Source organism: Nocardia carnea NBRC 14403 (assembly GCF_000308515.1).
Classification (GTDB): Bacteria; Actinomycetota; Actinomycetes; order Mycobacteriales; family Mycobacteriaceae; genus Nocardia; species Nocardia carnea.
The window spans coordinates 1-26,225 of the sequence record NZ_BAFV01000121.1; the positions used below are offsets into that span (position 1 = coordinate 1).

The window sequence follows — 26,225 nt, forward strand, 5'->3', positions numbered from 1 at the left end:
CTACCCCGGATTCCCGGGATAGGAGGCGGCTGATGCTGCTGTCCCGTTTCGTCAAAGCCCAGCTGATCATCTTCAGTATTCTTTCGGTGATCGGGCTGGTGGTGATGTCGGTGATGTACATGCGACTACCGACCCTCGCCGGTATCGGCACCATCGGGGTCACCGTGGAACTTCCGGAGGCCGGTGGCCTGTACCGGTTCGGCAATGTGACCTACCGGGGGATCCAGGTCGGCAAAGTCACCGGGGTCGAACTGGACGGCGACGGTGTCCGCGCCACCCTGGCGATCGACGGTTCCTACCGGATCCCGACCGATCTGACCGCCGAGGTGCGCAGTGTCTCGGCGGTCGGCGAACAGTACGTGGACCTGCTGCCGCGCACCGATTCCCCGCCCTACCTCTACGACGGCGCCACCATCGAACGCCGCGATACCGCGGTGCCGCAGCCGGTGGGCCCGATGCTGGACAAACTCAGCGCCCTGGTGGACACGATCCCCAAGGACGATCTGCGGCGGCTCCTCGACGAGATGTTCGCCGGTGTCAACGGCGCGGGCTACGACCTCGATTCGCTGCTCACCTCCGCCGAGAAGCTGACCGAGGAGATGAACGGTGTCGGCGATGCCACCAGAACCCTGGTGCAGGACGCCCAGCCGCTGCTCGACTCACAGGTGCAGACCGCCGACGCGATCCGCATCTGGACCCGCGCCACCGCGGACGTCACGGGACAGCTGGTGGCCAACGACCCGCAGATCCGCACGGTTCTGCATTCCGGCCCGGCTTTCGCCGACGAGGTGTCGGCGCTGCTGGATTCGGTGGATCTGACGCTGCCGGTGCTGCTGTCCAACCTGACCTCGGTCGGGCAGCTCGGCGTCACCTACAACGCCGGCCTGGAACAACTGCTCGTTCTGCTTCCGCCCGTGGTGTCGCTGGTCCAGGCCGTCCAGCCGACCAAGAACGCCTCCGGCCTGGGTATCGGTGACTTCCGCGTGAGCGGCGTCTCCGACCCGCCGGCCTGTACCCTCGGCTTCCTCCCGCCCTCGGAATGGCGCTCCCCGGCGGATGTCACCACCATCGACACTCCCGACAACCTGTACTGCAAACTGCCGCAGGACCATCCGGTCGCGGTGCGCGGTGCGCGCAATATCCCCTGCGCCAACGACCCGGCCAAACGTGCCCCGACCGCGGCCATCTGCAACAGCGACCAGGAGTTCGTGCCGGTCGCACCGGAACAACCGGTGGTCGGGCCCTACCCCCGCGACCCCGAACTGGAAAGCCAGGGTATCCCGCCGGATTCGCGTTTCGACGCGCCTCCCGGTAACGCCCCCGCGGCCGCGACGAACCCGGCCCCGGCGGCCGCGCCCGCCGTCGCCTACGCCCAATACGATCCGGAGACCGGTGAATACCTGGCCCCGGACGGACAGCTGTACCGCCAGACGGACCTCGTGGCCGACAGTCACGGCAGCTGGGAGGAAATGCTCCCGCACTGAGGCGTCGGAGAAGGCAGTGAAGGCCTTGTTCGGCCACCATGACTCCGGCGGGTGGAGCGCCGCCGGTATTGCGAGCACGCCCGATCCCGGCCGGCGAAACGATCGAGTACGCAACATGTTTGCTTCGGAGCGGTAGCGTGTCGAACGTCGGTGTCTGCCACCGGTACGGGGAAGGAGTCGGCGATGACAACGGACCCGACTCTCCTGCGCATCGGCGAGGCCGCTCAGCTGAATCACGGTGGACAACGGGAAGAAGCACGTCTGCTGTACCCCCGATCTTGGACGAGATCGGGGGCGAGGACGGCGATCCCTTATATCGCTGCACGCTCGCACACACGATGGCCGATACACAGGACGACGCCGGTGTGGAACTACGCTGGGACCAGCGCGCACTCACCGCCGCCGACCTGGTGACCGACGCGCAGCTGGTGCAGGCCGGGCCCTGTTTCCGCAGCAGCTCTGTATCCGTCGCTGCACCTGAACCTGGGTGAGTGCTACCGCAAACTCGGTGATCTCGGCCGGGCCCGTGAACACCTGCGTCATGCGCAGGACACCATCGGTGCGCTCGGCGACGACGAGTACGGACAGCTGATCCGGTACGGCATGGCACGAGTGACCGAGCAGCTGCGCTGATCCGGCAGCGCAGCTGCTGCGAAAACACCGCCCGCCCGGCGCGGTGGTCAGCTGCGTGGCAGGCCGAGGATGCGCTGGGCGATGATATTGCGCTGGATCTCGGAGGTGCCGCCCGCGATGGTTCCCGAGAAGCTGCGCAGATATCGTTCGAACCAGCTCGGTGCGTGGTCTTCCAGATTGAGCAGGCTGTGCCGGGAGGTGACCGCGGGATGTTCGAGGCCGTCGGCGCCGGCGGCGTCGAGGGCGGCTTCCAGACCGCGCTGCACGCTTTCGGATCCGAGCAGTTTCAGCACCGATAACGCGGCTACATCCGCTTCGCCGCGGGATTCTTTGGCCAGCGCCGTCGAACCGAGCAGTTCGAGGGCCTGCAGATCCATGACGACGCCGGCGAAACGGTCGATATCGAGTTCGGTGCGCGGCCGGAAATCCTGGACCAGCATGCGCAGGCGTTGCGCGAAACTCATCCACAGCAGGGTGCGTTCGTGGCCGAGCGAGCCGGTGGCCACCGTCCAGCCCCGGTTCAGTTCGCCGACCAGGTTCTCCACCGGTATCCGGGCGTCTTCGAAGAAGACCTCGTTGAAGTCCAGATCGTCGCCGGCGCAGGCCGAGGCGAACGGGCGGCGGCGGACGCCGGGAGTATCGGTGGGGATCAGCAGTACCGAGATGCCCTTGTGTTTGGGGGCGTCCGGGTCGGTGCGGACGAAGGTGAGAATCACATCGGAGTCGTGGGCGCCCGAGGTCCAGACCTTCTGGCCGTTGACGACGAAATGGTCGCCGTCGCGGACCGCGCGGGTACGCAGGCCGGCCAGATCCGAGCCGGCGCCGGGTTCGCTCATCCCGAGCGCGGCGGGCATTTCCCCGCGCAGGATCGGCACGGCCCAGCGCTGCTGCTGTTCCGGGGTGCCGAACGTGATGAGGGATGCGGCGATGATGCCCTGTCCCTGCGGGTTACAGCTTTCGTAGATCTTGCGCCGGCCGAGTTCCTCCCGGTGCACGTACTGCTGCAGGACCGTGGCGTTGCGGCCGCCGAATTCGGGTGGATATCCGGGGACCAGCCAGCCGTGGTCGAACTGGGTGCTCTGCCAGGCGCGTGACCATGCGGGCACGTGTGAGCTCGACTGCGGACGCTCGGTGGCGACCGCCTCGGGCGGCAGATGCTCGTCGAGGAACGCGATGAACTCGGCGCGGAACTCTTCCACGTCCTCGTCGAAAGTCAGCTGCACTGTGTACCTCCTTTGGCCGAATATGAGAATATCATTCTCGCAACCGGATATTCTAGTTTCCGCGGCCGGTGGCCGGACCGGGCAACGGGTCCACTCCGGTGGTTCCCGCCGCGGTACGAGTGAGCGGCCGGCGCGCAACCGCGCGGGCCGGTCGACGGCTACAGCAATCGGAGGTACGGCCATGCGGAGTACCGGTAGCGGGCTGACCCTGCAGCAGCGGATCGATGCGCGTTCGGTGCGCACCACCAAACTGTTCGGCAGTGCGCAGGTGCAGCGCTTCCTGGATGCGGCGCGCGCGCTGATCACCCAGCGGGGCAGTACCGATTTCACCATGCACGAGGTGGTCGACGAAGCGGGGCAATCGCTGCGCAGCTTCTACCTGCTCTTCGACGGTAAACACGAATTGCTGCTGGCTCTGTATGAGGAGGCCGTCGCCAAGGTGGCCGAACAGATCCGCGAAGCCACCGGTAACGATGCCGATCCGCTGGACAAGCTCCGCACGGCGGTGGAACTGCTGTTCGAGTTCTGCCGGCCCGATCCCGGCGCGCATCGGCCGCTGTTCACCGAGTTCGCGCCCCGGTTGCTCATGTCGGATCCGATCGAGATCCAGGTCGCGCATGCGTCGCTTTTCGAATTGCTCGCCGATCTGGCGGGTGCCGCCGATGTTGCGGGCTACCTGCGTACGGGGACGCGTCCGCGGCGGCTCGCGGCCATGACGCTGCAAACGGTGATGTTCGTGGCGCAGGGGGCCCGATCCGATGACGGCGCCCATCCGATCACCGCGGCGGAAGTGTGGAATCTGTGTGCGTTCGGCGTGCTGAGCAAGGGGGTGCGCCGGTGAGCGCGGTACGGACCGGCCGGTTGGTCGATTCGGGCTCCCGGGCCAGCGGATATGTTATTCTCGGTTTTCGAGAATATCGATATCACTACCGGCCGGGCGCTGCCTTGCGGCGCCTCGGCATTCAGGAAGTTGGCGTATGAGTATTTCGCTACTGCTGGATATGGCGGCCTCGGACAATCCCGATCGGACGGCTGTCGTCTCCGGCGAATCGCGGTGGACCGGAGCCGAACTGGACGCTCTGGCCCACGGGGGCGCGGGCGCGATAGCCGGCTCGGGGGCCCGCAGTGTCGCGTACGTGGGTACCGGCGGAGCGCTCCTGCCACTGCTCATCTTCGCCTCGGCCCGGGCCGGTGTGCCGTTCACGCCGCTGAACTACCGCCTCAGCGGCGATAAACTCGCCGAACTGATCCACCGGCTCGACGCACCCCTGGTGATCCACGACGAGGCCTACACCGACGCTGTGACCGGCACCGCCGAACTGCTGTGGGATTCGGCGCGTTTCCTGGCAGCCGCCCGCGCCGCCGAACCGGCCGGAGTCGAACCCGACCCCGATGCTCCGGCGGTCGTCCTGTTCACCTCCGGGACCACATCGCAGCCCAAAGCGGTCGAACTCTCGCACAACAACCTGGTCAGCTATATCACCGGCACGGTGGAATTCGCCTCCGCCGCGGACGATGACGTATCGCTGATCTGCGTTCCGCCCTACCACGTCGCCGGGGTGGGTGCCGCGCTCTCGAACCTCTACGCCGGCCGCACAATGGTCTATCTGCGCAGCTTCGACCCGCGCGAATGGATCCGGCTCGTCGAGACCGAACGGGTCACCACCGCGACGGTGGTCCCGACCATGCTGGACCGGATCATCAGCGCGTTGAAAGCCACCGGAGCCGGGCTGCCGACTCTGCGCACCCTGGCCTACGGCGGGTCCAAAGTCGCGCTGCCGCTGGTGCGGACCGCGCTGGAACTGTTACCGGACGTCGGCTTCGTCAACGCCTACGGGCTCACCGAAACCAGTTCGACCATCGCGATACTCGGCCCCGACGACCACCGGGTGGCGCTCGCCTCCGGTGACGAGAAGGTCGCGCGAAGGCTCGGTTCCGTCGGGCAGCCGGTACCGGGGATCGAGGTGCAGATCCGCGACGAAAGCGGTGCGGTGCTGCCCGCCGGGGTCACCGGGGAACTGTTCGTCCGCGGGCCGCAGGTATCCGGGCGGTACACCGGGATCGGTTCGGTGCTCGACGCCGAGGGCTGGTTCCCGACCAAGGACCTCGCCGTACTCGACGCCGACGGCTACCTGTTCATCCACGGCCGCAGTGACGACACGATCATCCGCGGCGGTGAGAACATCGCGCCCGCCGAGATCGAGGACGTGCTGGTGGAACATCCGGCCGTCCACGACTGCGCGGTCGTGGGCGTCGAGGACGCCGAATGGGGGCAGATCATCGTCGCGGTGGTGGTCCCGGCCGAACCGGGCCGGAACCCGGACCCCGAAGAACTGCGCGGCTATGTCCGCTCCGGACTACGCGGTTCCCGCACCCCCGACCGCGTGGTGTTCCGGCCCGAACTACCCGCCACCCCGACGGGGAAGATCCTGCGGCGCGAACTCGTCGCCGAACTCACCCGCGAAACCGCCGGCGCCTAGCCGCCGCACGCGAAAGGAAGAAGATCATGGCCAAAACCGGGACCCGGCTACGGAGTCAGGTGTGTACTACCGAGGTGATCATCGTCCGGGCCGCCGACAGCCTCGACGATCTGCGGGCCGGCGGAGTACCGATGGTGCCCATCGACGGCGGCGCGGCCCCTTCGGACGGTGGTCCGCAGGAAGGTTTCGCCGACGGCAACCTGATCGGTAAACGCTACGTCGACGACCAGGGCGCGGAGGTCCTGGTGACCAAGGCGGGGGCCGGCACCCTCAGCGTGGGGGCCACACCGCTGACCATCAAGGAAGCAAAGCCGCTGCCCGCAAGCGACTGAGAGTGATCGAGGTGGGATAGATGCCCGAAACCGCCACCGACCCGCTGATCCTGGCGGCCGAACAAGCCGATGCCGAGGCAGCGGCGGCGGAAGCCGAGGCGCTGGCCGCGCAGGCGTCCGCGACCGCGGCCCGGGCCCGGGCCCGGGCCGCGAAACTGCGATGCGAGGCCGGGGAGCAGCGCACCACGGCATCGGTTGCGGAATCCGGTACGGCCGGTGGCGCCGAGGTGTCGCCGGATCCGGTGGCACCGGACCCCGCACCCAGCGCGAACACCACGGACACGGGTGCGGTCGTCGAGACCGCTGCGGTTGTGGATGCCCCTGAGCGGGGAGCTTCCGCCGCAGCGGCGGCGTCATCCGGGGCGAAAACGGCGTCGCCGGCGAAAGGTTCCGGTACGGCGCGCACGGTCGCACAAGGGGACGCCGCGTCGAGTGCTACGCCGGAGCGCGATACCGCGACGAATTCGGGTCCGCAGGTCGATACGTCGAAAGCGGCTACTACCGACGGCGATACCGCGACCGGTTCCGATGCGGCCGGTGATACGTCGAAAGACGGTGATTCCGACAGCGATATCTCAGCGGGTTCCGGTTCGAGCGGCGATGCTTCGAAAGGCTCCGATTCCGGCTCCGGCGCCGTCACGAAGAACCGCGCGTCGAAGGGCGTGGATAAGGTTGCCGGCCGATTGGCGGCCGTGGGGCGACGAGTGAAATCGAATAAGGTGCGGCGGCCGAGTCGCCGGGCAGTCGGCCGGGCGCTCGTAGCGATGATCGTGCTCGTCTCCCTGGTGGCCGGCGGGTATTCGATGTGGAACCACCAGCAGATCACCGCCGGCCAGGCGCGGGAGGACGAGTTTCTCAATGCCGCCCGGGAAGGCGTTATCGCGCTCACCACACTGGATTCCGGCCGCGCCACCGATGATGTGAAACGAGTACTCGACCATTCCACTGGTGCCTTTCGCACCGATTTCCAGACCCGGTCGGAGGATTTCACCAAGGTCGTGGAGCAGTCCAAGGTCGCGACCCAGGGGGAGATCACCGCGGCCGCGGTCGAATCCATGACCGATGAATCGGCGGTCGTGCTGGTATCGGCGGTCTCCCGGGTCACCAACTCGGCAGGCGCGCAGCAGGAACCACGGGTGTGGCGGCTCAGCGTCACCGTCACCCGCGACGGGTCGGAGTTGAAGATGTCGAAAGTGGAGTTCGTGCCGTGAGAATCCCCAGTTTCCTTCGTACGGTCCGCCGGTCTCCGGAACCGGTCCTGCTCACCCTGCTGGTCGTAGTGGCGGTGGCACTCGCCGCCACGCTGCTGATCTTCCAGTACCGGCCCGATTCCCGCGGTGACGCGGCGAAGAACGACGTGCTCTCCGCCGCGACCGAGGGCACCGTCGCCTTGCTGTCGTATTCCCCCGAATCCCTGGACCGGGATTTCGCGTCCGCCAAATCCCGGATGACCGGCGATTTCCTCAACTACTACACCCAGTTCACCGAGAAGGTGATCGCGCCCGCCGCGAAGGAGAAATCGGTGAAAACCTCCGCGACTGTGGTGCGTTCGGCGGTCGCCGAAATGCAACCGGATTCGGCGGTCGCACTGCTGTTCATCAACCAGACCACCACCAGCGCCGAGAAACCCGATCCGGCGCTGGCCGCCAGTAGCGTCCGGGTGACGCTGTCGAAGGTAGAAGACTCATGGCTGATCTCGTCGTTCGATCCCGTCTGAACACCGCCGACCCGGGCCGCGCGGTCCGGGTCCGGTCCGAGGCGCCGGTACTCGTCACGGTCTACCCGGTGCTCGATTACTTCTCGGTCTGTCCGCGCTGCGGCTACACCGCCGAAGCGTCGACCACCGTACGAACCTTCGCCGACGGCACGGCCGAAAGCGAAACGCATATCACCTGCGGAATGCCCTGCGGCTGGCAGGAAACGCGCTGACCCTCACCACGGCAAAGGGCCGTCCTCTGCGAAGAATCCGCCGGTCGGCCCGTCGGCGCCGAGCGTCGCCAGGCGTACGAGGATCGTGGCGCCCTGGGCCGGTGTCAGGAATCCGGTGTGGTTGTTGCTGTCGGTATCCACGTAGCCGGGTGCCACGGCGTTGACCAGGACGCCGTCCTTCCGCAACTCGTTCGCGTAGTTCACGGTCAGCGCGTTGAGTGCAGTCTTCGACGGTGAATACGCCGCCGAAGGTAGCAACCCGGCGAAGGGGCCGTCGGGGTCGCCGATGAGGGCCAGTGAGCCGGCGTGACTGCCGACATTGACGATGCGCGCCGCCTGCGACCGTCGCAGCAGCGGGAGGAATGCGTTGGTCACCGAGATCACGCCGAAGACGTTGGTCTCGAAGACCGCCCGGACCATATCGAGGTCCACGGTGCTCGGGAGCTGGTCGTAGGCCTTGTCGGGGTCGACCTGCTGATAGCTGGTCATACCGGCGTTGTTGATCAGAATATCGAGACGCCCGAATTGTTCCGCTACGTGTTCCGAGGCTTTCCTGGTAGTGGCCGGGTCTGTGACATCCAAGGTGATCGCCTGCGCGTCGCCCCCCGATTCGCGGATTGCGGCGGCGGTCGACTCGCCGCGTTCCAGGTCCCGGGCGCCGACCAGGACGGTACTGCCATGCACCGCGAGCAGTTCGGCCGCCGCGCGGCCGATCCCCTTGTTGGCGCCGGTGACGAGTGCGATCTTGCCGGTGGTGTGATGGTTGTCCATGGTGTCCTCACTTGGGTCGCTGTGCGCAGAACGACCACAAGATGCCGACGACCCCTGCACTTGTGACAGTGCAGTGGTGTGTTGTGAACCACAGCCTGTAGGTGTCACAGGTGTCGATCGGCCGGCGTCCCGTGTGTGTTCCCCGGAGGCGAAGCACAGACAGGAGTGACCATGAACGAGCGCACGGACCCGGCCACCGAGACCTTTATCGCCCACCGCAACCTGCTTTTCACGGTTGCCTACGAAATGCTGGGCTCGGCCGCCGACGCAGAGGACGTGCTGCAGGAGACGTGGCTGAAATGGGTCGGAGTCGATCACGCTACGGTGCGGGACCCGCGCGCGTACCTGGTGCGGATCACGACCCGCCAGGCGCTGAGCAGACTGCGTACCCTCGGCCGGCGGCGGGAGTCCTACCTCGGCCCGTGGCTACCGGAACCACTGCTGACAACTCCCGACGTCGCCGAGGACGTCGAATTGGCCGAGAACATGTCGATGGCGATGCTGTTGGTACTGGAAACCCTCGCACCCACCGAACGAGCGGTATTCGTGCTGCGCGAAGTGTTCGATCTGGGATACGACGAGATCGCCGAGGCCGTGGACAAGACCCCCGCCGCGGTCCGCCAGATCGCCCATCGGGCGCGCGCCCACGTGGCTGCCCGCCGGCCCCGGGGAATCGTGTCCCCGAACGAAACCCGCGATGCGCTCGCAGCCTTCCAGTGCGCGATCGAAACCGGGAATCTACAGGGACTGTTGGACCTACTCGCCCCGGACGTGGTGCTACTGGGTGACGGCGGGGGAGTGAAGGAGGCGGCCCCGCAACCGATCGTGGGGGCCGAGGCGGTAGCGCGGCTGCTGACGCACGGCCTGCCACGGTTCGGCGATGCGCTCACCGCCGAACCGGTGCATATCAACGGCTCTCCGGCCCTGATCGTCCGATCCAGCGGGCAAATCGACGATGTCGTGGCGATGCGAATCGACGACGGCAGGGTGTCCGGACTCTACATCGTGCGCAATCCGGACAAGCTGTCCCGGGTGCAGGAGTCGACCTCGTTGAGCCGGTGAGTTCCTCGCTGGTCGCCGGCCGCTGTGCCGCGGCGGCCGGGCAATCCGGCCGGATACCCCGTTTCGACTCCGCACCTGGGGCGCGGCCGTTCGCGGTTCGACAGTGCACGCACCGCTACACCGGCCTCGGCCGGCCACCATGCGTAGCCCGGCCTACACCCGGCTGCCGTGCCGGGGTCGACCATCGGATGTGCCGACGGTCCGGTGTTCCTTCGCGGTTATCGTCGCAGTAGTTACGGTTTCGCGCTCGGGTGGCTCGGCTCGGGCAGCGTGGTGATCGCATGTACCGGGCAATCGAGCAGGGCGCGGGTCACCGCGGGCTCGTCGGTGGGGGCGATGGCCGGGTCGCCGGCGAGGGAGGCGTAACCCCAGTCGTCGAGGGGGAAATGTTCGGGGGCGTGTTTGGCGCAGATACCGAAACCGTCGCACAGTGTGCGGTCCAGTTTGATCTTCACAGCAGCGCCTCCGTTTCCACTCGGTAGGGGGCTCGGTCGGTGGCGGGGATACCCGGGCAGTCCGGGCAGTTGTTGCCGAGATGTGCGGCGATCTCCTGCGGGAAGCGGTCCAGCAGACTGGCCGCGGTATTGCAGGCGGCATCGAGGGTGCCGCAGGCGCCCCGGCCGCGCAGGACGGTCGACCAGCGGCGCAGGCGGTCGAGGTCGTCTTCGGCGGCGCGCCCTTCGGCCAGTGCCGTGGTGGCGGCGGCCATGGCAGCGGTGCCGTTGAAACAGGAACCGCACTGTCCGGCGTTCTCGCGGTCGAAGTAGTTCAGGACCGCTGCCGCGACGGCGACCGGGCATTCCTCGGTGAGGACGGCAAGGGCGCCGCAGCCCAGACCGGAACCGGCGCGGCGCAGGGTTTCGTGATCGAGGGTCAGGCCGGTGAACGTGCGATCGAGCAGGCCGGTGAAGTATCCGCCGACCAGGGCCCCGCGCACCGAATCGGCCGGGATGCCGTGCAGAGTGAGCAGATCGGTGACGGGCAGACCGTAGGGAAGCTCGTACAGGACCGGTGCCCGGTGCGCGGCGGTGACGGTGGCCAGGAAGGTGCCGGGAGAGAGCGCGGTGCCCGCGGCGCGGTACGCGTCGGCGCCCCAGCGGTCCAGGAAGGGCAGGTTGGCGAGGGTTTCGACATTGCTCACCAGTGTGGGCAACCCGGCGACACCGGCCTCGTAGGGCCGTGGGGGTTTGTCGGTGGGTACGGCGCGACCGCCGTTGATCGCCTGCACCGCGGCGGTTTCCTCACCGGCGACGTACCCGGGATCGACCCGGACGACGCCGAGTTCCGGGCCACCGGGCACCGTGCCGCCGAGCTCGTCGAGTGCCGCGACCACCGATCGTTCGGATTCCGGATCCGATACGTAGATATACCCGTGCCGGGCGCTCACCAGCGCGGCGGCCAGCCGTATTCCGTCGAGCACCAGATGTGGCCGGTTGCGTAGCAGCCAGCGGTCTTTGAAGGAGGCGGGTTCGCCCTCCTCGCCGTTGGCGACGACGACGGTTTCGGTCCAGCCGGCGGGCGCGCCCGCCCGGGCCGGGCTTGCGGCGCGCACACTGTTCACCTTCACCGCGAACGGGAACCCGGCGCCACCGCGCCCCCGCAAACCGCTGCGTTCGACGGCATCGGCCAGCGCGGTGACCGCGCCGATCGGCCGGTAACCTCCGCTGTCGCGGTATTCGTAGGCGGTCTCGACCCCGCCGCCGAGCCGCAGCAGCCGCGGCTCGCTACCAGGGTACGGGACCACCGCCAGGCCCCCGGCCGACGAGAAGGTGTGCTGCATCGTGCCTCCTGAGTGGGCGCGGCCGCCGGGCCGCCCGTATCGTGCTTACCTCCGCAGTCGCGGCTGCTGTACGCGGCGGCCGGTCGATGACCCGCCCACCGGCCGTGCACGCCGATGAGGGACGCGCACCAGTCGACGGAGCCCTCGGCGCACCTCCGTGCCGGCGGTTTCTGTGCGCGCCGTTCGGCGGACGGGCCGCCCACCGAACGGTGGTGCCGTGCGTCCGTTGCCGCTGTCCGCGTGAGGAGCAGGTGGCCCGCCGCGCCCACCGACCGGTGTGGCCTTCCGTGCACCGCCGCACTCCTTGCAGCCGTGCAAGTTCAGTGCTGGTCCGGACGCGGACGCGCCCGTTAGGCTCGTCGGCATGCGAACTGCGGTGTTGCGGGTGAATGTCGATCCGGCCGGGGAACTCACCGGCGAATCGCTGGCCCGCGGTATGGCCGAACTGGCCACCACACTCGTCGAAACCGGGGGCGAAGTCCTGGAGAAGGATCTCGGTGCGGTCCCGCGGTCGCGGCGCGTGGTGCAGGTGCTGCTCGATACCGCGGACGCGGCGGCGGATACGGCGCGGGCGGTCGAAATCTGTGCCCGGGTATTCGGTACCGAACCGGTTGCGGGTGTTGTCACCTATGTCAGCCGCGGTACCGACGCCGACGCGTACGGGGTGCTGGCAGGGTTCGGGCTCACCGGAGAGATCATCCGAATGCCCGGCACCGAGGGTTACGACATCCTGCAGGTGCGCTTGCGTGAAGCCGATCTCGAGCGGGTCCCGGAGAGCCGGATCCACACCGCGCTGGAAGCCTCGACCAATTGTGAGGTCCGGATCAGCACGGTGTGACGCCACGGGGCACCGGATCATCGGTCGCCCAAGAATTTCAGGATCTCCGGGGCGGCCAGCACCCAGGTGTCGAACATGTTGTACTGCTTCGCTCGGCCCTGTGCGCGGTCCTCTATGGCGCGTTCCCAGGCGTCCTCGGGCCACGGCGGGTCGATCAGCGTCGAGCCTTCGATCAGGCAGTGCACCTCGAGCGAGGTGCGCTTCGGGTGGTCCATATCCTTCGCGCCGCCGCGGATGATCAGGGTGGGTACCTGGATCCGTTCGAACATCTCGTCGTCCACGCCGGGAATCGTCTGGCCCGGTTTCGGTACGTAGGCGTTGAGCCAGCGCAGCGAGAGTTTCACGAACTCGCCGGAGTCCAGGGCGCGCAACCGCTGTTCGTTGTCCGGGTTCTCCGCGATCAGCTCCTGCCATTCCTTCATCCGCAACAGGCCCTCGGTACCCAGCGCCCGCACGGTCTGCAGGCTGGGCAGGACGTAGTAGGCGCCGAGGTTGAAGGTGCCGTAGACCCCGCCGACGATATTCCACAGCACGAGATCGGTGACCAGCTCCGGATACAGCATCGTGGTGAGCATCGAATCCCGCGCCCCACCCGACCCCCCGGCCAGGATCACCGGGCCCGTCCCCAGTTCGGTCAGCAGTCCGTGCAGGGTTTCGGCGCGCATATGCGATTCGGTCTGCCCGTAGAACTGCACATCCGAGGCACCGCAGTTGGGCCGGTCCCACAGCAGGACTCGGTAACCGCCGGCGACCAAGGCTTCGGCCAGCGGTCGCAGTCCCGGTATTTCCTTGCTGTAGCGGCCACCGGGCGTGAGCACGATCAGATTCCCGGTGTCCCCGAGGATCTCGTAGACCACCTTGCCGCCGTTCACTGTTACCGCGGGCATAGCACACTCCTGCCAAGGGTTCGGGGAGCCGCCCGGGGCGGAAACTCCCGCGGCCCGCCGTATGAGCGGCGGGCCGGGATCTGCTGTTCGGGTCAGGCGGTGACCAGTACGTCGTCGCCGACGACCCGCACCGGGTAGGTGCGGATACTCCATTCGGGTTTCACCGCGGTGGTACCGGTGGCGAGCTCGAACCCCCACTGATGCCACGGGCAGTAGATGAACTCGTTGTCCCGCACCATCACCGAATCACCGGGCACCGATTCGTCCACCACTGTGCGGCCGCGCGCGCGGCCGGAGCACAGCGGGCCGCCTTCGTGCGGGCAGTAGTTGGCGATGGCGTAGAAGGATCCGTTGACGTTGTAGACGCCCACTCCGTGCCGTCCGATAGGTACCACTTTCGACGATCCGGGCGGGATCTCGTCCACGGTGGCGACGATATGCTCCCGTCCCTGGGCCAGCCGCGACCGGACTCCGGGCGCCGGTGCGGAACTGCCGCCGCGCGCCTCGGGGCTGCTGCCGGCAACCGTTGCCGGGTCGATGGGCGTCCCACCGGAAGGGTCGGCGGAGGTGCCCGATCGGTCTCCGGGAGACCCGCCGTCCGGTGCCGGAGCGGAGCCGGCGAGCTCGGCGGCAGGGGAGGCCGCTGATCGCGTCGCGGAGCTGCCGGATTTCTCCCCGGACGAGGCGTTGCTCCGGGGTGTTGCCGGTGAGCTCGAGCCCGGCGACCGCACGAGAGGTTCGCTTCCGTCCGACATCAGTGCACCCGTACCTGTCCGGGCAGCGCCGGTACGGTTTCCGGCAGGTGGTAGGTCTCGATACCGTTGCGGAACATCACCTTTTCGCGGGCCGCGGTCGGGAGATGCTTCACCAGCCACCGCGGGTCGTCGAAGGTCCAGTGCGGGTAGTCCGAGGAGTACAGCAGGATTTTGTCCGCCTCCATCCATTCGAACGCCCGGGTGAGTTCGGTTTTGTCCTCCGGGTAGTCCAGCGGCTGGGTGGTGAACTTGATGTGTTCCTTCACGTATTCCGACGGTTTCCGCTTGATCGACATGAACGAGCCGCGAGCCGCGTAGATGGCGTCCATCCGCCACATCAGCGGCAGGATCCAGGTGAAGGCGTGCTCGACGAACACGATGCGCAGCGCCGGGAACCGGTCGAAGACCCCGTCGAAGATCAGGCTCATCACCTGGTTCGCCGCGAGCAGCGAGTAACTCACCATGAAATCGTGGTTGTAGCTGGGGAAACCGACCGGCGGCATGGGCATGGTTTCGAAGGCGCCGCGGCTGAGATGGCAGCTCACCGGGATATCGTGTTTCACCGCGGCGGCCCAGATCGGGTCGTATCGGGGGTCGCCCCAGGAGGGGCGCGGTTCGGCCTTGATCAGAATCTGCGCCATATAAGGGTGCCCGGCCCACTGCTCGATCTCGGCGACCGCAGAGTGCGGTTCCTCGATCGCCACACAGATCGACCCACGCCAGCGCTGATGCCAATTGTTGTGCGGATCCAGCCACTGCGCGTTCAGCCAGCCGTTGACCCCGGTGGCCATGGCGGCGGTGGCTTCGGGCAGCCGGGCCGCCACCACGGTGGGTTCGAGGATCACGATATCGGAGCCGGCATCCATGATGAGCTGGCGGAACGCCATATCCGGGTCGCTGCCGGGGAATTCACCGTCCGCGGGGAATGTGTCGACCCGCATGGCCTTCGCATGTGCGTAATCGGGTGCGTCGTAGACGATGGTGTCGCCGACCCGGCGACTGAGAAAGTACGAACTGCGCCACGGTTCCGGAATATGTTCCACCAGATCGCCCCGCCGGGGGACCGGATGGACATCGGAATCGACGACGCGTACCGGCACCAGTTCCGTGGAAGGAACCCGTGCCCTGTCCTGTGCCATGGTCATCGCGCCTCCTCAGCCGACCGCCGTCACGGCGTCTACATCGATGCTGTACAGCCGCGCAGCATTTCGCCAGTACAGTTTTTCGCGCTGTTCGGTGGTCAGCGCGGCCGGTAGAACGTCGGTATCGCCGGAATGCCAGTGCGGATAACTGGATCCGAACATCACCATCTCGTCCTTGCCGGTGAAGTCGAACCATTCCGCGGCGAAGGGAGCATCACCGGGGCCGTCGATCGTGGCGTGCACGAAATACACATGTCCGGGCAGGTAATCGCTGGGCATCCGGGGCGCCCACGGGGTCTGTTCCAGGTGGGGCCGGCCGAAGGTGTCCATCCGCCAGGTGAACGGGGTGAGCAGATCGGCGCCGCCGTCGCCCCAGACGAATTTCAGGTCCGGGTATCGCTCGAAAACGCCCTCGGCGATCATGTTCATCAGGTGATAGATGTAGTTCAGCCCCATGAACCCGTAGTACTGCTCGTAGGTGCGCGGGTGGCCGGACGGTGTGGGTGGCAGGCCGATACTTTCGCCGGTCTCGATATGGGTGGCTACCGGTAGGTCAGCTGCCGCGGCGGCCTCCCACAGCGGCCAGAACTGCGGTTTTCCGTACACTTCGCGTGATTGCAGCGGGATACCGAGCTGGACGATGCGGGGGTGATCGCCCAGCCGGTCGATTTCGCGCAGTGCGCCGCTGATGTCCTCGGGGTTGACGCGCAGGGTGCCGCGGAAGCGCTCGTGATAGGTGCCGCTGTCGAGCCAGCGCGACACCATCATGTCGTTGTGGGCGGACAGTACCGCCGTGGTGAGGTGCCGGTCGGGCAGGATGCCCCGGGTCATCGGATGCAGGACGGCCACATCGACACCGCGTTCCCCGAACAACTGCTGCCCCACGAACTCCGGGTCCGAACCCGGGTATCCCTTGTGCGGCCCGCGGGCGCCGGCGACGTATTCGCCACCGGGCGCGCCGTACCAATCCATCTCCGGGTCGGGGATTCCGCGGCTCTTGAACGGCTCGCGCAGATGGTCGCGCATATCGTCGTTCGAGCGGAAGAAAATATGCACGCTGGTATCGATCACCGGGGTGCGGGTGCCGTCGGGCAGATCCTTCATCGCGGTCCTCGTCGGAAAAGTCGAGAGTGCCGGCCGGACCCCGCGGTACCGGCCGCCACTCGCGGTCAGTACTGGAAGTCGATCACCGCGGCATCGGGCCGTTCGGTGACCGGTGCGGCCAGCCCCTGTTCATCACAGATCCGCTGCAGCTGCTCGAGGGTTTCCTCGAGACCGGGACCCAGCCGTTTACCCGGGGTGAAGGTGGCCGGCAGATGGCGCATCCCCTGGATGACGCCGATGGTGTCGTAGTGCACCGTGCCCTCCGGGTCGCAGGTGTAGTCCGGCATCCGGTCGAGCACCGCCAGCAACATGGACTTGAAGACCGTCCGGGCCACGTTGGAGCCGATGCACCGGTGCACGCCCAGTCCGAAGCTGAAGTGCCGGTTTCCCTTCCGGTCCAAAACGATATCGTCGGCGTCGGGGAAGATGCTCTGGTCACGATTGGCCATCGCCCAGGACAACCACAGCCGTTCGCCCTCTTTGAATTCGGTGCCCTGATAGGTGCAATCGTCGGCAATGGTGCGGCCGTCGCCCGGGGCGGGCGTGAAATAGCGCAGGAATTCCTCGGTGGCGGGGTCCAGCAGGTCCTCGCGATCACGGCTGAGTTCCTCGCGCTGGTCCGGATTCTCCGCCAGCCACTCGAGGGAATGGGCGGTGAGCGCGGTGGTGGTGTCGAAGCCGCCGCCGATGAGCAGGCCCATCATCCCGAGCAGTTCCATATCGGGGGCCGGTTCACCGTCGATGCGCAGTTCGACGAGCGCTTTGATGAGGCCGGGCTTCGGGTTGCTCTTGGCCTCGTGCAGGCTGGTGAGGATATCGAGACCCATGGTCCGGTGCATTTCGGCGACCCGGGGGGCGTCGGGGGAGTCCTCCGGCGTGTAGACCGAGGCGTGTACCGGGTCGCTGTACACCGACCACTTCTTCAGCGGGATGCCCAGCATCGCCAGGGTCAGCACCGCGGGGACGATATTGGCGAGATCGTCCACGAAATCGATACGGCCGGTCTCGATCTTCTCGTCGATACTGGCCCGGACGATTTCGTCGATGAACGGCTGCCAGCGTTTCACCGCGGCGGGCGACAGGTACGGATTGAGGATCGAGCGGTAGGTGCGGTGTTCGGGCTCGTCCATTTCCAGCATGCCACCGCGGACCAGCGCGGCCCGCTGCGCCTTCGGAATCGAGATGCCCTGGTACCCGCGGCGTTCGTTGTGTACGTCGTGGTCGACCGATACCTCGGGGCAGCGGGCGAGTTCGAAGACCGCGTTACCGCCCGCGGCGACCCAGTGCCCATTGTAGGTATCCGTCCACGCCACCGGGCATTTCGCGTGCATCTCATGGGTGATTTCGGAGAACTTCTCCCGGTACTCGGGAGTGTGCCGATCGAAGTGGTACCGATTCTGCTTGCGCTGGTCGTTATCCGTAGATGTCACGGTTTGTTGTCCCTTGCTGGTCACTGGTCGGCGAATCTTCGCCGGGGGCCCGGAACTCTGCGCCGCTCCGGGAATCGTCGGATTGCCGATTCGCCACCGGGCCGGCGGCGTGCGCGTCGATCGCCTGCGATATGCGCGCGCCGCCTGCGCCGGAGTGGCCGGGGGCGGCTCACATCTTGTGGTCGTACCACTTCAGGTAGCCGCCACCGTCGACACGCATCTGCATACCGGTGACGAAGCGGGCTTCGTCGGAGACGAGATACAGGATGGCGTTGGAGATATCGACCGGCTCGATCCACGGCGTCTTCATGGCCTGCTGGACATGGAAGGCGGGCTCGGCGTCGGCGCGCGTCGGATTCTCCAGGTCCGGCCGGAACGAGCGGTACATGGGCTCGCTCTGCAGCATGTCGGTATTGCAGTTGGTCGGGTGTACCGCGTTGGCGCGGATACCGCGGGGCGCCAGGTGCCGGGCGATATCGAAGATGTAATACGACAATGCGCGCTTGGAGTGCACATAGGCCATACCGCCGAGATCCGAGCCCGGGTTGTCCATCTTGCCGGTGTCGATCATGGCGGCGGTGGAACCGGTGGCGATGATGGACGCGCCCTCACCGAGGTGGGGAAGCGCGGCTTGGATGGCGTTGATGGTGCCGACGAGGTTCGTATTGATGACATCGATCCACGCCTGGATATCGGGCCGGCCCTTCATACCGGCGACACCGGCCTGGGCGATGACGATATCGAGCTTGCCGAGTTCGGCGACCCCGGCGTCCAGTGCCGTCTTCAGCGCGACGGCATCGCGGACATCGGTCTGGGTCGCGACGATACGGCGGCCGGTCTTCTCGACCAGGCGCACGGTTTCCTCGAGGTCTTCGGGTGTGGCCAGCGGGTAACCGATGGTCGACATGTTCTGGCACAGGTCGACGGCGATGATATCGGCGCCTTCCTCCGCCAGTCGTACGGCGTGGCTGCGGCCCTGACCGCGCGCGGCGCCCGTGATGAATGCGACCTTGCCCTCAACACGTCCCACAGCATTCCCTTTCGATCTGTTTTCTAGACACCTGCCCGGGTGTGCCGGGCCGCCGGAAGCGGCGGCACGGGGCAGGGTGCGCGGCGATTGCCACGCGTCGATCCGGCCGCGGCCCCGATGCGGTGTCGACCCAGCACCGCCGGGTACCGGTTGCGGACGTACGGCTGTTCTCGTATGCGAAAAGAACTGCGTTTTCGCATACGAGAACGGTACTCTACCTGTGGGGTCGGCGGCAAGGTTTTGCGAGAAGCCTGGTCGGCTCGGCCGATTCGGGCCGGCGTGCCACTTCGGGCGCTCTGCCTCGCATGATGGTCCCAGTGTTCGGGGGCCGGTCGGCGATTTCGGCATTTTCTTTGCAAGAGAATTGAATTTTCACCAGTCGGCGGTGCCGATATCGCCGCGGGTGCCCGGGCCGGCCCGGGCAGTGGACCGACGATTCCGCCGGCGCGAAAGGGGTGAACGGTTATGACGATCCGAGGCGTACGAGGTGAGCACCGATGACCCGCATCGTTCCGGACGACCTGCGGCAGCGCTACGAATCGGCCGGCTGGTGGACCCGCGACACCATGGGGGATCTGCTGAGCCGCTCGCTGGCGGCCGCGCCCGGCACCGTGTTCCGGGTGTATTCCGATATCCGGCCGTGGCAGGGCACATTCGCCGATGTGGAACGTCTGGCGCGTCGCCTGGCCGCGGGTCTGCGGGATCGTGGCGTGGGGCCCGGCGATGTGATCGCATTCCAGCTGCCGAATTGGATGGAGGCCGCGGCGACCTTCTGGGCGGCGTCGTTCCTCGGCGCGGCGGTGGTGCCGGTGGTGCATTTCTACGGCCCCGCCGAACTGGCGCATATCCTGCGCGTTTCGCGGCCGAAGGTCTTCATCACCATGGCGGAGTTCGGCACCCGGACCCATGATCCCGAGCTCTCCGCGGACGTGCCTATCGTCGGTGTGGTGGGTGGGGATTTCGACGAGCTGCTCGCCGCGGATCCGATGCCGGGTGTACTACCTGCGGATCCGGCCGGTCCTGCGCTCATCGCCTTCACCTCCGGTACCACCAGTGCGCCCAAGGGGGTGGTACACAGTCATCAGACTCTCGGCTGCGAAACACTCCAGCTCGCCGAGCGCAACCGCGACGATCGCGGTGAACAGCTCACCGCGACCCCGGTCGGTCATTTCATCGGGATGGTGGGTGCGCTCCTGCTGCCGGTACTGCACGGCCGTCCGGTCCATATGCTCGACGTCTGGGATCCCGGCCGGGCGCTGGCCCTGATGAAGGATCGGGGGCTGGTCGTGGGCGGCGGGCCGCCGTACTTCGTGACCAGCATGGTCGAACACTCCGATTACACACCGGAGCATCTCGCCCATATGAAGTATGTCGGGCTGGGTGGTTCGGCGGTGCCGGCGGCGGTGACCCGCATGCTCACCGAGCTCGGTGTGGTGGCGTTCCGGGCCTACGGCAGTACCGAGCATCCGTCGATCACCGCTTCGGCGCTGGACGCGCCGCCGCGGGAGCGGCTCGACACCGATGGCCGGGTGATGCCCGGAGTGGAGATCCGGATCGCGTCGGACGGGGAGATTCTCAGCCGGGGCCCGGATCTGTGTCTGGGATATACCGATCCGGATCTCACCGCGCGGGTCTTCGATGACGAGGGCTGGTATCACACCGGGGATATAGGAGTATTGGATCCGTCCGGGTGCCTGACCATCACCGATCGCAAGGCCGATGTGATCATCCGCGGTGGCGAGAACGTCGGTGCGCGCGAGGTCGAGGATGTGCTCGATGCGATGCCGCAGGTGGCCGAGTCCGTGGTGATCGCCCTGCCCGACAGCCGGTTCGGTGAGGTCGTGGGGGCCGTGCTGCGCTTGAATCCAGGCTGTGTGCTGCCTTCGCGAGCCGAAGTCCGCGCTTTCTTCGAGCGGGCGGGGGTGGCGCGGCAGAAGTTGCCCGCGCGGTTGTTCGAGGCCACCGACTTCCCGCGGACCCCGAGCGGCAAGATCCAGAAACATTTGGTCCGGAAGGGTATTGCGGCATCCATCCTGCGAGAATAAGATTCTCTTAAAGGGAGATTAGCGTTTTACGCGAGTCGGTCCGGCTCGTGCCCCGCACGACAGCCCGCCGGACCGGCGCCCCCGACTCCGCCTGCTCGCCGAAAGGACAGCGCAGTGCCATCGCACCAGTCGCCGGTTGCCGGATCCGATCCAACGATCTGGGACGAACAGACCGATATCGTCGTCCTGGGCACCGGTGCCGCGGGCCTCACCGCGGCGCTCACCGCCGCGACCGAAGGTGCTGCGGTGGCAGTGTTCGAGAAGGCGCCCACGGTCGGCGGAACCAGCGCGGTCTCCGGCGGATTGGCCTGGATACCCGCGCATTCACGGGCCGAACGTGAGCTCACGGTCGCCGACGCATTGGCCTATCTCGGTGCACAGTCGCTGGATTCGATGGATGACGAACTGGTCGAGGTGTTCGTCCGCACCGGCGCGCGGATGCTCGATTACGTCGAACAGCACAGCGGTGTGACATTCGAGGTGGCCGAAGGTTTTCCCGACTACAAACCGGAGCTGCCCGGTGGACGGCCCACCGGCGGCCGGTCCATCGGCCCGGCCGCCTACGATCTGGCCCGGCTCGGGGAATGGCGGGAGCGCCTCACCACTTTCCCGCTGGACTGGAGCAATGTCGGATTCGACGCCGAAACCCGGGCCCGGCTGCGCGCCGTCCTGGGGGATGCGTCCGCCGATGTCTGTGTCGCCGGTCAGGCGCTGGTGGCGGGGCTGCTCGAGGGCGTGCTGGCGGCGGGGATCACGCCGCGTACCGGTGCGCGCGGGGTGGAACTGATCGCGGAGAACGGGGCGATCGCCGGGGTGCGGGTCACCGTCGGCGGACGGGATATCGCGGTCCGGGCGCGGCGCGGTGTCGTGCTGGCGACCGGTGGTTTCGAATGGGATACCGGATTGGTCAAAGCATTTCTGCGAGGGCCGATGACCGGACCGGTATCGCCACCGAACAACACCGGCGACGGATTGCGGATGGCCATGGCGCACGGCGCCGACCTCGGCAATATGGGCGAGGCCTGGTGGGTGCCGGTGGTGCAGTTGCCGGGCGATACGATCGACGGGCACCAGCGCAGCCGCAGCGTCCGGCTGGAACGCACCCGCCCGCGCAGCATCATCGTGAACCGGGCCGGGAAACGGTTCGTCAACGAAGCCGCCGAATACAACTCGATGGCGGGCGCCTTCCACTACCTCGATCCACGCGGCGGCTACGTCAACAATCCCGGCTGGATGGTGTTCGACGCCGAACATCTGCGCCGGTACGGATTCCTGGGCGTGGAACCCGGCGGCGCGGCCCCGGACTGGTTCTGTGAATCGGCCGATCTCGCCGAACTCGGCGCCCGGACCGGTATCGACCCGGAGGGCCTGCAGCACACCGTGGCGGGCTGGAACCGAGCCGTGGCTGCGGGAGCGGATCCCCAGTTCGGCCGCGGCGCCAGCGAATACGACGGCTACTGGGGTGATCCCGATGCCGAAACCGTCGCGGGTCGCACGCTGGGGCCCGTCGATACCGGCCCGTACTACGCCGTTCCCGTGACGGTCGGTGCCATGGGAACCAAAGGCGGGCCGCGGACCGATCGCGACGCCCGGGTCCGGCATATCGGCGGGGCGGTGATTCCGGGGTTGTACGCGGTCGGCAATGCGATGGCCGGGGTGACCGGCCGCGCCTACGGCGGTGCCGGCGGAACCCTCGGCCCGGGCATGGTTTTCGGGTTCCGGGCCGGATACAACGCGGCCACCGGGGAGTCGGCCAAGTGCTGAACCCGTCCTCGGTGCCGGGCGACACGGCGCGAGGTGCGGGCCGACAGGCGTGGGCGAACGGATAGGGAAGGTAGCAGTGTCGGAATACGAGAGCGTGTGGTGCGATCTGCAGGGGGTCGCGTTCAGCCAGGGATACCTGGATGTGGCGGGAGTGCGGACGCGCTACCTGCACGCCGGTGACCGGAACAAACCGGCATTGGTCTTCCTGCACGGCTCCGGCGGGCACGCCGAGGCCTATATCCGGAACCTGGCGGCGCATGCCGGGCATTTCTCGACCTGGTCGATCGATATGCTCGGGCACGGTTACACCGATAAACCCGGGCATCCGCTCGAGGTCGAGCATTATGTGCGGCATCTGATCGCATTCCTCGACACCATCGGCGCCCCCCGCGCCCATATCAGCGGGGAATCCCTGGGTGGCTGGGTGGCGGCCCGCGCTGCCTGTGACCACCCCGGACGGGTCGACCGGCTGGTCCTCAACACCGCCGGCGGTTCCCAGGCCGATCCCGAGGTCATGGCGCGGATCGTGACCCTGTCCATGGCCGCGGCCGCCGATCCCACGTGGGAGACGGTGCAGGCCCGTATCAAATGGCTGATGGCGGACAAATCCAAGGATTACGACGATATCGTCGCGAGCCGGCAGCGGATCTACCGGCAACCCGGATTCGTCGATGCCATGCGCGACATCATGGCGCTCCAGGATCCGCAGATCCGGGCCCGCAACCTGCTGGGGCCGCGGGAGTACGGCGCGATCACCGCACCGACGCTGGTGGTGTGGACCAGCGACGACCCCACCGCCGACGTCACCGAAGGTAAACGGATCGCCTCGATGATCCCCGGCGCCCGGTTCGAAGTGCTGCCGGACTGCGGGCATTGGCCGCAATACGAATCGCCGGCGGCGTTCAACGCCCTTCATCTCGAATTCCTGCTGGGTGGTGGATATGGAAACCGGTAACGGCGGCACCCCCGCCCGCTACGACGTTCTCGTCGTCGGCGCGGGCCCGGTCGGGCTGACCATCTGCAATATGCTGGGCCGCTACGGTGTGCGGACCCTGCTGGTGGAGGAGCGGCCCGCCCTCATCGACTATCCGCGCGGTGTCGGTATCGACGACGAATCGCTGCGCACCCTGCAATCCACCGGTCTGGTGGAGCAGATCCTGCCGCATACCAACCCGAACCAGATCATGCGGTTCGTCGACGGTGACCGGCGGCTGCTGGCCGAGATCGCGCCCACCGACCAGCAGTTCGGGTGGCCCAAACGCAGCGGTTTCATCCAGCCGCTGGTCGATGCCGAACTGCTGCGCGGGCTGGACCGGTACGACTGCGTCGATATCCGCTGGGCCACCGCGATGACCGACTGCCACGACACCGGCGACGAGGTCCGGGTGCGGCTGGATACCGCCGACGGGCCGGAAACGGTTCACGCCCGTTATGTGGTGGGCAGTGACGGCGGGCGCAGCGCCACCCGGCACACCATGAGCGTGAGTTTCGAGGGCACCACATCCTCGACCCGCTGGCTCGTGGTCGATATCGACGGTGATCCGCTCGGCCATCCGAACGTCGAGGTCGGGGCGGATCCGGTGCGGCCGAATGTATCCATTTCGCTGGCGCACGGGGTCCGGCGGTTCGAATTCCTGCTGCATCCCGGCGAAACCGATGAAGACGCCGAAACCCCGGAATTCCTGGCCCGGCTGCTCGAACCGTTCGTCCCGTACCCGGAGCGGCTGGATGTGATCCGGCGGCGGGTCTACACCCATCACTCCCGCATCGCCGGTGAATTCCGGAAGGGCCGGTTACTGCTGGCGGGGGATGCCGCGCACCTGATGCCGGTCTGGCAGGGGCAGGGTTACAACAGCGGGATCCGGGATGCGGCGAACCTGGGCTGGAAGCTCGCGGCCGTGGCCTCCGGGCTGGCCGGGGATGCCCTGCTCGACAGTTACGACCAGGAGCGGCGGAAACACGCACGCGCGATGATCGACCTGTCGACCATGGTCGGGCGGGTCATCTCACCGACGAATGAGCGGGTCGCTGCGGTGCGGGATGTGGCGGTGCGTGCGCTGGCCGCGGTACCGCCATTGAAACGTTACGTCCTGGGGATGCGGTTCAAACCCATGCCGCGCTACGACCGTGGCGCGGTGGTGCACGGCTGGTCCCGGTCGCCGAATTCGGCGGTCGGCACCCTGTTCGTCCAGCCGCGGGTCGCCACCCGGACCCGGCCCGATGTACTGCTGGACGAAACGCTCGGCCCCTGGTTCGCCGTGCTGTGCTGGAACAATCAGCCGCGGAAAGTGCTGGGGGATATCGAGTTCGCGCGCTGGAAAGCGCTGGGCGCCCGGTTCGTGGAGGCCCGGCCGGCGACTCAACTGCACTGGACCGGCCACGACGACCCCGATGTGCTCGTGGTCGGCGATCACACCGGCGTCCTGAAGAAATGGTTCGACGGGCAGCTCGATTCGGTGCTGTTCCTGCGGCCGGACCGGTTCGTGGCCGGTGCCTGTATCGCCCAGCATGCCCCTGAACTCGGTGCGGCACTGCGGGACACGCTCACCCTGACTCCGGGAGGTACCGATGCCGCTGGCCGTATGCTGCGTCTCGCACAGCCCGCTCCTTGAACTCCCGGGCCCGGGCCGGGAACTGCTCAGCGAGATCGGTGGGGCCCTCGATCAGGCCCGGGAATTCGTGCAGAACTTCGATCCCGAACTGGTGGTGCTGTTCGCCCCGGACCACTACAACGGGTTCTTCTACAAACTGATGCCGCCGTTCTGCCTGGGCACCGCGGCGGCCGGCGTCGGGGATTACGGCACCCACTCCGGTCCGCTCGACGTTCCCGAGGGACAGGCGCTGGCGCTGGCCGAGGCGCTGCTCGACGCCGGAATCGATATCGCCACCTCGGCGGAGATGTCGGTCGATCACGGCACCGTGCAACCGCTGCAGCAGCTGTTCGGAGACGCCACCGCCCGGCCGGTTATCCCGATCTTCCTGAACTCGGTCGCGACACCGCTCGGCCCGCTGCGCCGGGTGCGGGCTCTCGGGACCGCGGTCGGGCAGCATCTCGCGACCCTCGGGAAACGGGTACTGGTACTCGGCTCCGGAGGACTGTCGCATGATCCGCCGGTTCCGCAGCGCGCCACCGCGCCGCCACCGGTGCTGGAGCGGATCGTGCACGGCCGGCCGATGACCACCGAACAGCGTCAGGCCCGGCAGAGCGCGGTGATGGCGGCCGCAGCAGAATTCGCGGCCGGGGACGGGCCGCTGCAACCGCTCAATCCGGACTGGGATCAGGAATTCCTCGACCTGGTCGATACCGGGCGGCTGTCGGCCGTCGACAGCTGGACCAACAGCGAGATCACGCGTACCGCCGGTAATTCCGCGCACGAGGTCCGGACGTGGGTGGCGGCGTTCTCCGCCCTCGCGGCGCAGGGCCCGTATCGGACCACTGTCCGCTACTACCGGCCCTCGCCCGAACTGATCGCCGGATTCGCCATCCGCACCGCGCGTCCGGCCGACCCCGGGTAGCCCGCCGCCGGCACCCCGCA

25 protein-coding genes are annotated in these 26,225 nt (G+C 67.3%); 15 read left to right on the forward strand and 10 right to left on the reverse strand.

Going from position 1 to position 26,225, the window contains the following annotated elements; translation table 11 throughout:
* The first annotated feature begins 35 nt into the window (after window positions 1-35).
* A complete protein-coding gene (locus ON22_RS30485; RefSeq protein WP_033246885.1) occupies window positions 36-1,484 on the forward strand; it encodes an MCE family protein in 1,449 nt (482 codons plus the stop codon).
* A 338-nt stretch (window positions 1,485-1,822) separates the two neighbouring features.
* Window positions 1,823-1,975, forward strand: coding sequence for a hypothetical protein (locus ON22_RS37690; RefSeq protein ID WP_197039732.1), 153 nt, complete (start codon window positions 1,823-1,825; stop codon window positions 1,973-1,975).
* Window positions 1,976-2,164: 189 nt separating this feature from the next.
* On the opposite strand, the gene ON22_RS30495 is transcribed toward ON22_RS37690, so the two are convergent.
* Window positions 2,165-3,340, reverse strand: coding sequence for an acyl-CoA dehydrogenase family protein (locus ON22_RS30495; RefSeq protein ID WP_033246810.1), 1,176 nt, complete (start codon window positions 3,338-3,340; stop codon window positions 2,165-2,167).
* A gap of 181 nt (window positions 3,341-3,521) precedes the next feature.
* Here ON22_RS30495 and ON22_RS30500 point away from each other — a divergent pair, with 181 nt between their 5' ends.
* The 6 genes from ON22_RS30500 (at window position 3,522) to ON22_RS30525 (ending at window position 8,081) form a co-directional block, all read left to right on the forward strand.
* A complete protein-coding gene (locus ON22_RS30500; RefSeq protein ID WP_033246809.1) occupies window positions 3,522-4,181 on the forward strand; it encodes a TetR/AcrR family transcriptional regulator in 660 nt (219 codons plus the stop codon).
* A gap of 136 nt (window positions 4,182-4,317) precedes the next feature.
* Window positions 4,318-5,820, forward strand: coding sequence for a class I adenylate-forming enzyme family protein (locus tag ON22_RS30505; protein WP_033246808.1), 1,503 nt, complete (start codon window positions 4,318-4,320; stop codon window positions 5,818-5,820).
* Window positions 5,821-5,846: 26 nt separating this feature from the next.
* Window positions 5,847-6,152, forward strand: a complete 306-nt coding sequence (locus ON22_RS30510; RefSeq protein ID WP_033246807.1) for a hypothetical protein — start codon at window positions 5,847-5,849, stop codon at window positions 6,150-6,152.
* Between the two features lie 20 nt (window positions 6,153-6,172).
* Window positions 6,173-7,363 (forward strand): Rv1363c family protein, encoded by a 1,191-nt coding sequence (locus ON22_RS37030; protein ID WP_051158306.1) that lies wholly within the window; start codon window positions 6,173-6,175, stop codon window positions 7,361-7,363.
* A complete protein-coding gene (locus tag ON22_RS30520; RefSeq protein ID WP_051158307.1) occupies window positions 7,360-7,869 on the forward strand; it encodes a hypothetical protein in 510 nt (169 codons plus the stop codon). The genes ON22_RS37030 and ON22_RS30520 overlap by 4 nt, the downstream gene beginning before the upstream one ends.
* A complete protein-coding gene (locus ON22_RS30525; RefSeq protein ID WP_033246806.1) occupies window positions 7,839-8,081 on the forward strand; it encodes a hypothetical protein in 243 nt (80 codons plus the stop codon). The genes ON22_RS30520 and ON22_RS30525 overlap by 31 nt, the downstream gene beginning before the upstream one ends.
* A 3-nt stretch (window positions 8,082-8,084) precedes the next feature.
* Here the strand turns inward: ON22_RS30525 and ON22_RS30530 are convergent, their stop codons facing one another.
* The gene (locus ON22_RS30530) at window positions 8,085-8,852 is read right to left on the reverse strand and encodes an SDR family oxidoreductase (RefSeq protein ID WP_033246805.1); all 768 of its coding nucleotides are present in this window, start codon (window positions 8,850-8,852) and stop codon (window positions 8,085-8,087) included.
* A 171-nt stretch (window positions 8,853-9,023) separates the two neighbouring features.
* On the opposite strand from ON22_RS30530, the gene ON22_RS30535 reads away from it, so the two are divergent.
* Complete coding sequence (locus ON22_RS30535) at window positions 9,024-9,914, forward strand: RNA polymerase sigma-70 factor (RefSeq protein WP_033246804.1); 891 nt, start codon at window positions 9,024-9,026, stop codon at window positions 9,912-9,914.
* 233 nt (window positions 9,915-10,147) lie between these two features.
* Here ON22_RS30535 and ON22_RS30540 read toward each other — a convergent pair whose 3' ends face one another.
* Together ON22_RS30540 and ON22_RS30545 are read right to left on the reverse strand one after the other, a co-directional pair.
* On the reverse strand, window positions 10,148-10,369 hold the full coding sequence (locus tag ON22_RS30540) for a ferredoxin (RefSeq protein ID WP_033246803.1): 222 nt from the start codon (window positions 10,367-10,369) through the stop codon (window positions 10,148-10,150).
* Entirely contained in the window at window positions 10,366-11,694 is a 1,329-nt protein-coding gene (locus ON22_RS30545; protein WP_033246802.1) for an NADH-ubiquinone oxidoreductase-F iron-sulfur binding region domain-containing protein, read from the reverse strand. The genes ON22_RS30540 and ON22_RS30545 overlap by 4 nt, the downstream gene beginning before the upstream one ends.
* A 364-nt stretch (window positions 11,695-12,058) precedes the next feature.
* On the opposite strand from ON22_RS30545, the gene ON22_RS30550 reads away from it, so the two are divergent.
* Window positions 12,059-12,532, forward strand: a complete 474-nt coding sequence (locus ON22_RS30550) for a hypothetical protein (RefSeq protein WP_033246801.1) — start codon at window positions 12,059-12,061, stop codon at window positions 12,530-12,532.
* 17 nt (window positions 12,533-12,549) lie between these two features.
* Here the strand turns inward: ON22_RS30550 and ON22_RS30555 are convergent, their stop codons facing one another.
* The 6 genes from ON22_RS30555 to ON22_RS30580 all read right to left on the reverse strand — a co-directional run bounded on the left by ON22_RS30555 (window position 12,550) and on the right by ON22_RS30580 (window position 18,880).
* Complete coding sequence (locus tag ON22_RS30555; RefSeq protein WP_033246800.1) at window positions 12,550-13,419, reverse strand: alpha/beta fold hydrolase; 870 nt, start codon at window positions 13,417-13,419, stop codon at window positions 12,550-12,552.
* 92 nt (window positions 13,420-13,511) lie between these two features.
* A complete protein-coding gene (locus ON22_RS30560; protein WP_033246882.1) occupies window positions 13,512-13,877 on the reverse strand; it encodes a Rieske (2Fe-2S) protein in 366 nt (121 codons plus the stop codon).
* A gap of 296 nt (window positions 13,878-14,173) precedes the next feature.
* On the reverse strand, window positions 14,174-15,319 hold the full coding sequence (locus ON22_RS30565) for an amidohydrolase family protein (RefSeq protein ID WP_033246799.1): 1,146 nt from the start codon (window positions 15,317-15,319) through the stop codon (window positions 14,174-14,176).
* Between the two features lie 9 nt (window positions 15,320-15,328).
* A complete protein-coding gene (locus tag ON22_RS30570; RefSeq protein WP_033246798.1) occupies window positions 15,329-16,420 on the reverse strand; it encodes an amidohydrolase family protein in 1,092 nt (363 codons plus the stop codon).
* Window positions 16,421-16,485: 65 nt separating this feature from the next.
* On the reverse strand, window positions 16,486-17,850 hold the full coding sequence (locus ON22_RS30575) for a cytochrome P450 (RefSeq protein WP_033246797.1): 1,365 nt from the start codon (window positions 17,848-17,850) through the stop codon (window positions 16,486-16,488).
* Window positions 17,851-18,019: 169 nt separating this feature from the next.
* Window positions 18,020-18,880 carry a mycofactocin-coupled SDR family oxidoreductase gene (locus ON22_RS30580; protein WP_033246796.1) on the reverse strand — a complete coding sequence of 287 codons (861 nt, stop codon included), beginning with the start codon at window positions 18,878-18,880 and terminating at the stop codon, window positions 18,020-18,022.
* Between the two features lie 497 nt (window positions 18,881-19,377).
* Between ON22_RS30580 and ON22_RS30585 the strand changes: the two genes are divergently transcribed.
* The 5 genes from ON22_RS30585 to ON22_RS30605 all read left to right on the forward strand — a co-directional run bounded on the left by ON22_RS30585 (window position 19,378) and on the right by ON22_RS30605 (window position 26,205).
* A complete protein-coding gene (locus ON22_RS30585; protein ID WP_033246795.1) occupies window positions 19,378-20,925 on the forward strand; it encodes an AMP-binding protein in 1,548 nt (515 codons plus the stop codon).
* A 114-nt stretch (window positions 20,926-21,039) separates the two neighbouring features.
* Complete coding sequence (locus tag ON22_RS30590; protein ID WP_373280899.1) at window positions 21,040-22,689, forward strand: FAD-dependent oxidoreductase; 1,650 nt, start codon at window positions 21,040-21,042, stop codon at window positions 22,687-22,689.
* A 76-nt stretch (window positions 22,690-22,765) separates the two neighbouring features.
* Entirely contained in the window at window positions 22,766-23,644 is an 879-nt protein-coding gene (locus tag ON22_RS30595) for an alpha/beta fold hydrolase (protein WP_033246794.1), read from the forward strand.
* Complete coding sequence (locus ON22_RS30600) at window positions 23,631-25,301, forward strand: bifunctional 3-(3-hydroxy-phenyl)propionate/3-hydroxycinnamic acid hydroxylase (RefSeq protein ID WP_033246793.1); 1,671 nt, start codon at window positions 23,631-23,633, stop codon at window positions 25,299-25,301. The genes ON22_RS30595 and ON22_RS30600 overlap by 14 nt, the downstream gene beginning before the upstream one ends.
* Complete coding sequence (locus ON22_RS30605) at window positions 25,258-26,205, forward strand: 3-carboxyethylcatechol 2,3-dioxygenase (RefSeq protein WP_033246792.1); 948 nt, start codon at window positions 25,258-25,260, stop codon at window positions 26,203-26,205. The genes ON22_RS30600 and ON22_RS30605 overlap by 44 nt, the downstream gene beginning before the upstream one ends.
* Window positions 26,206-26,225: the final 20 nt, after the last annotated feature.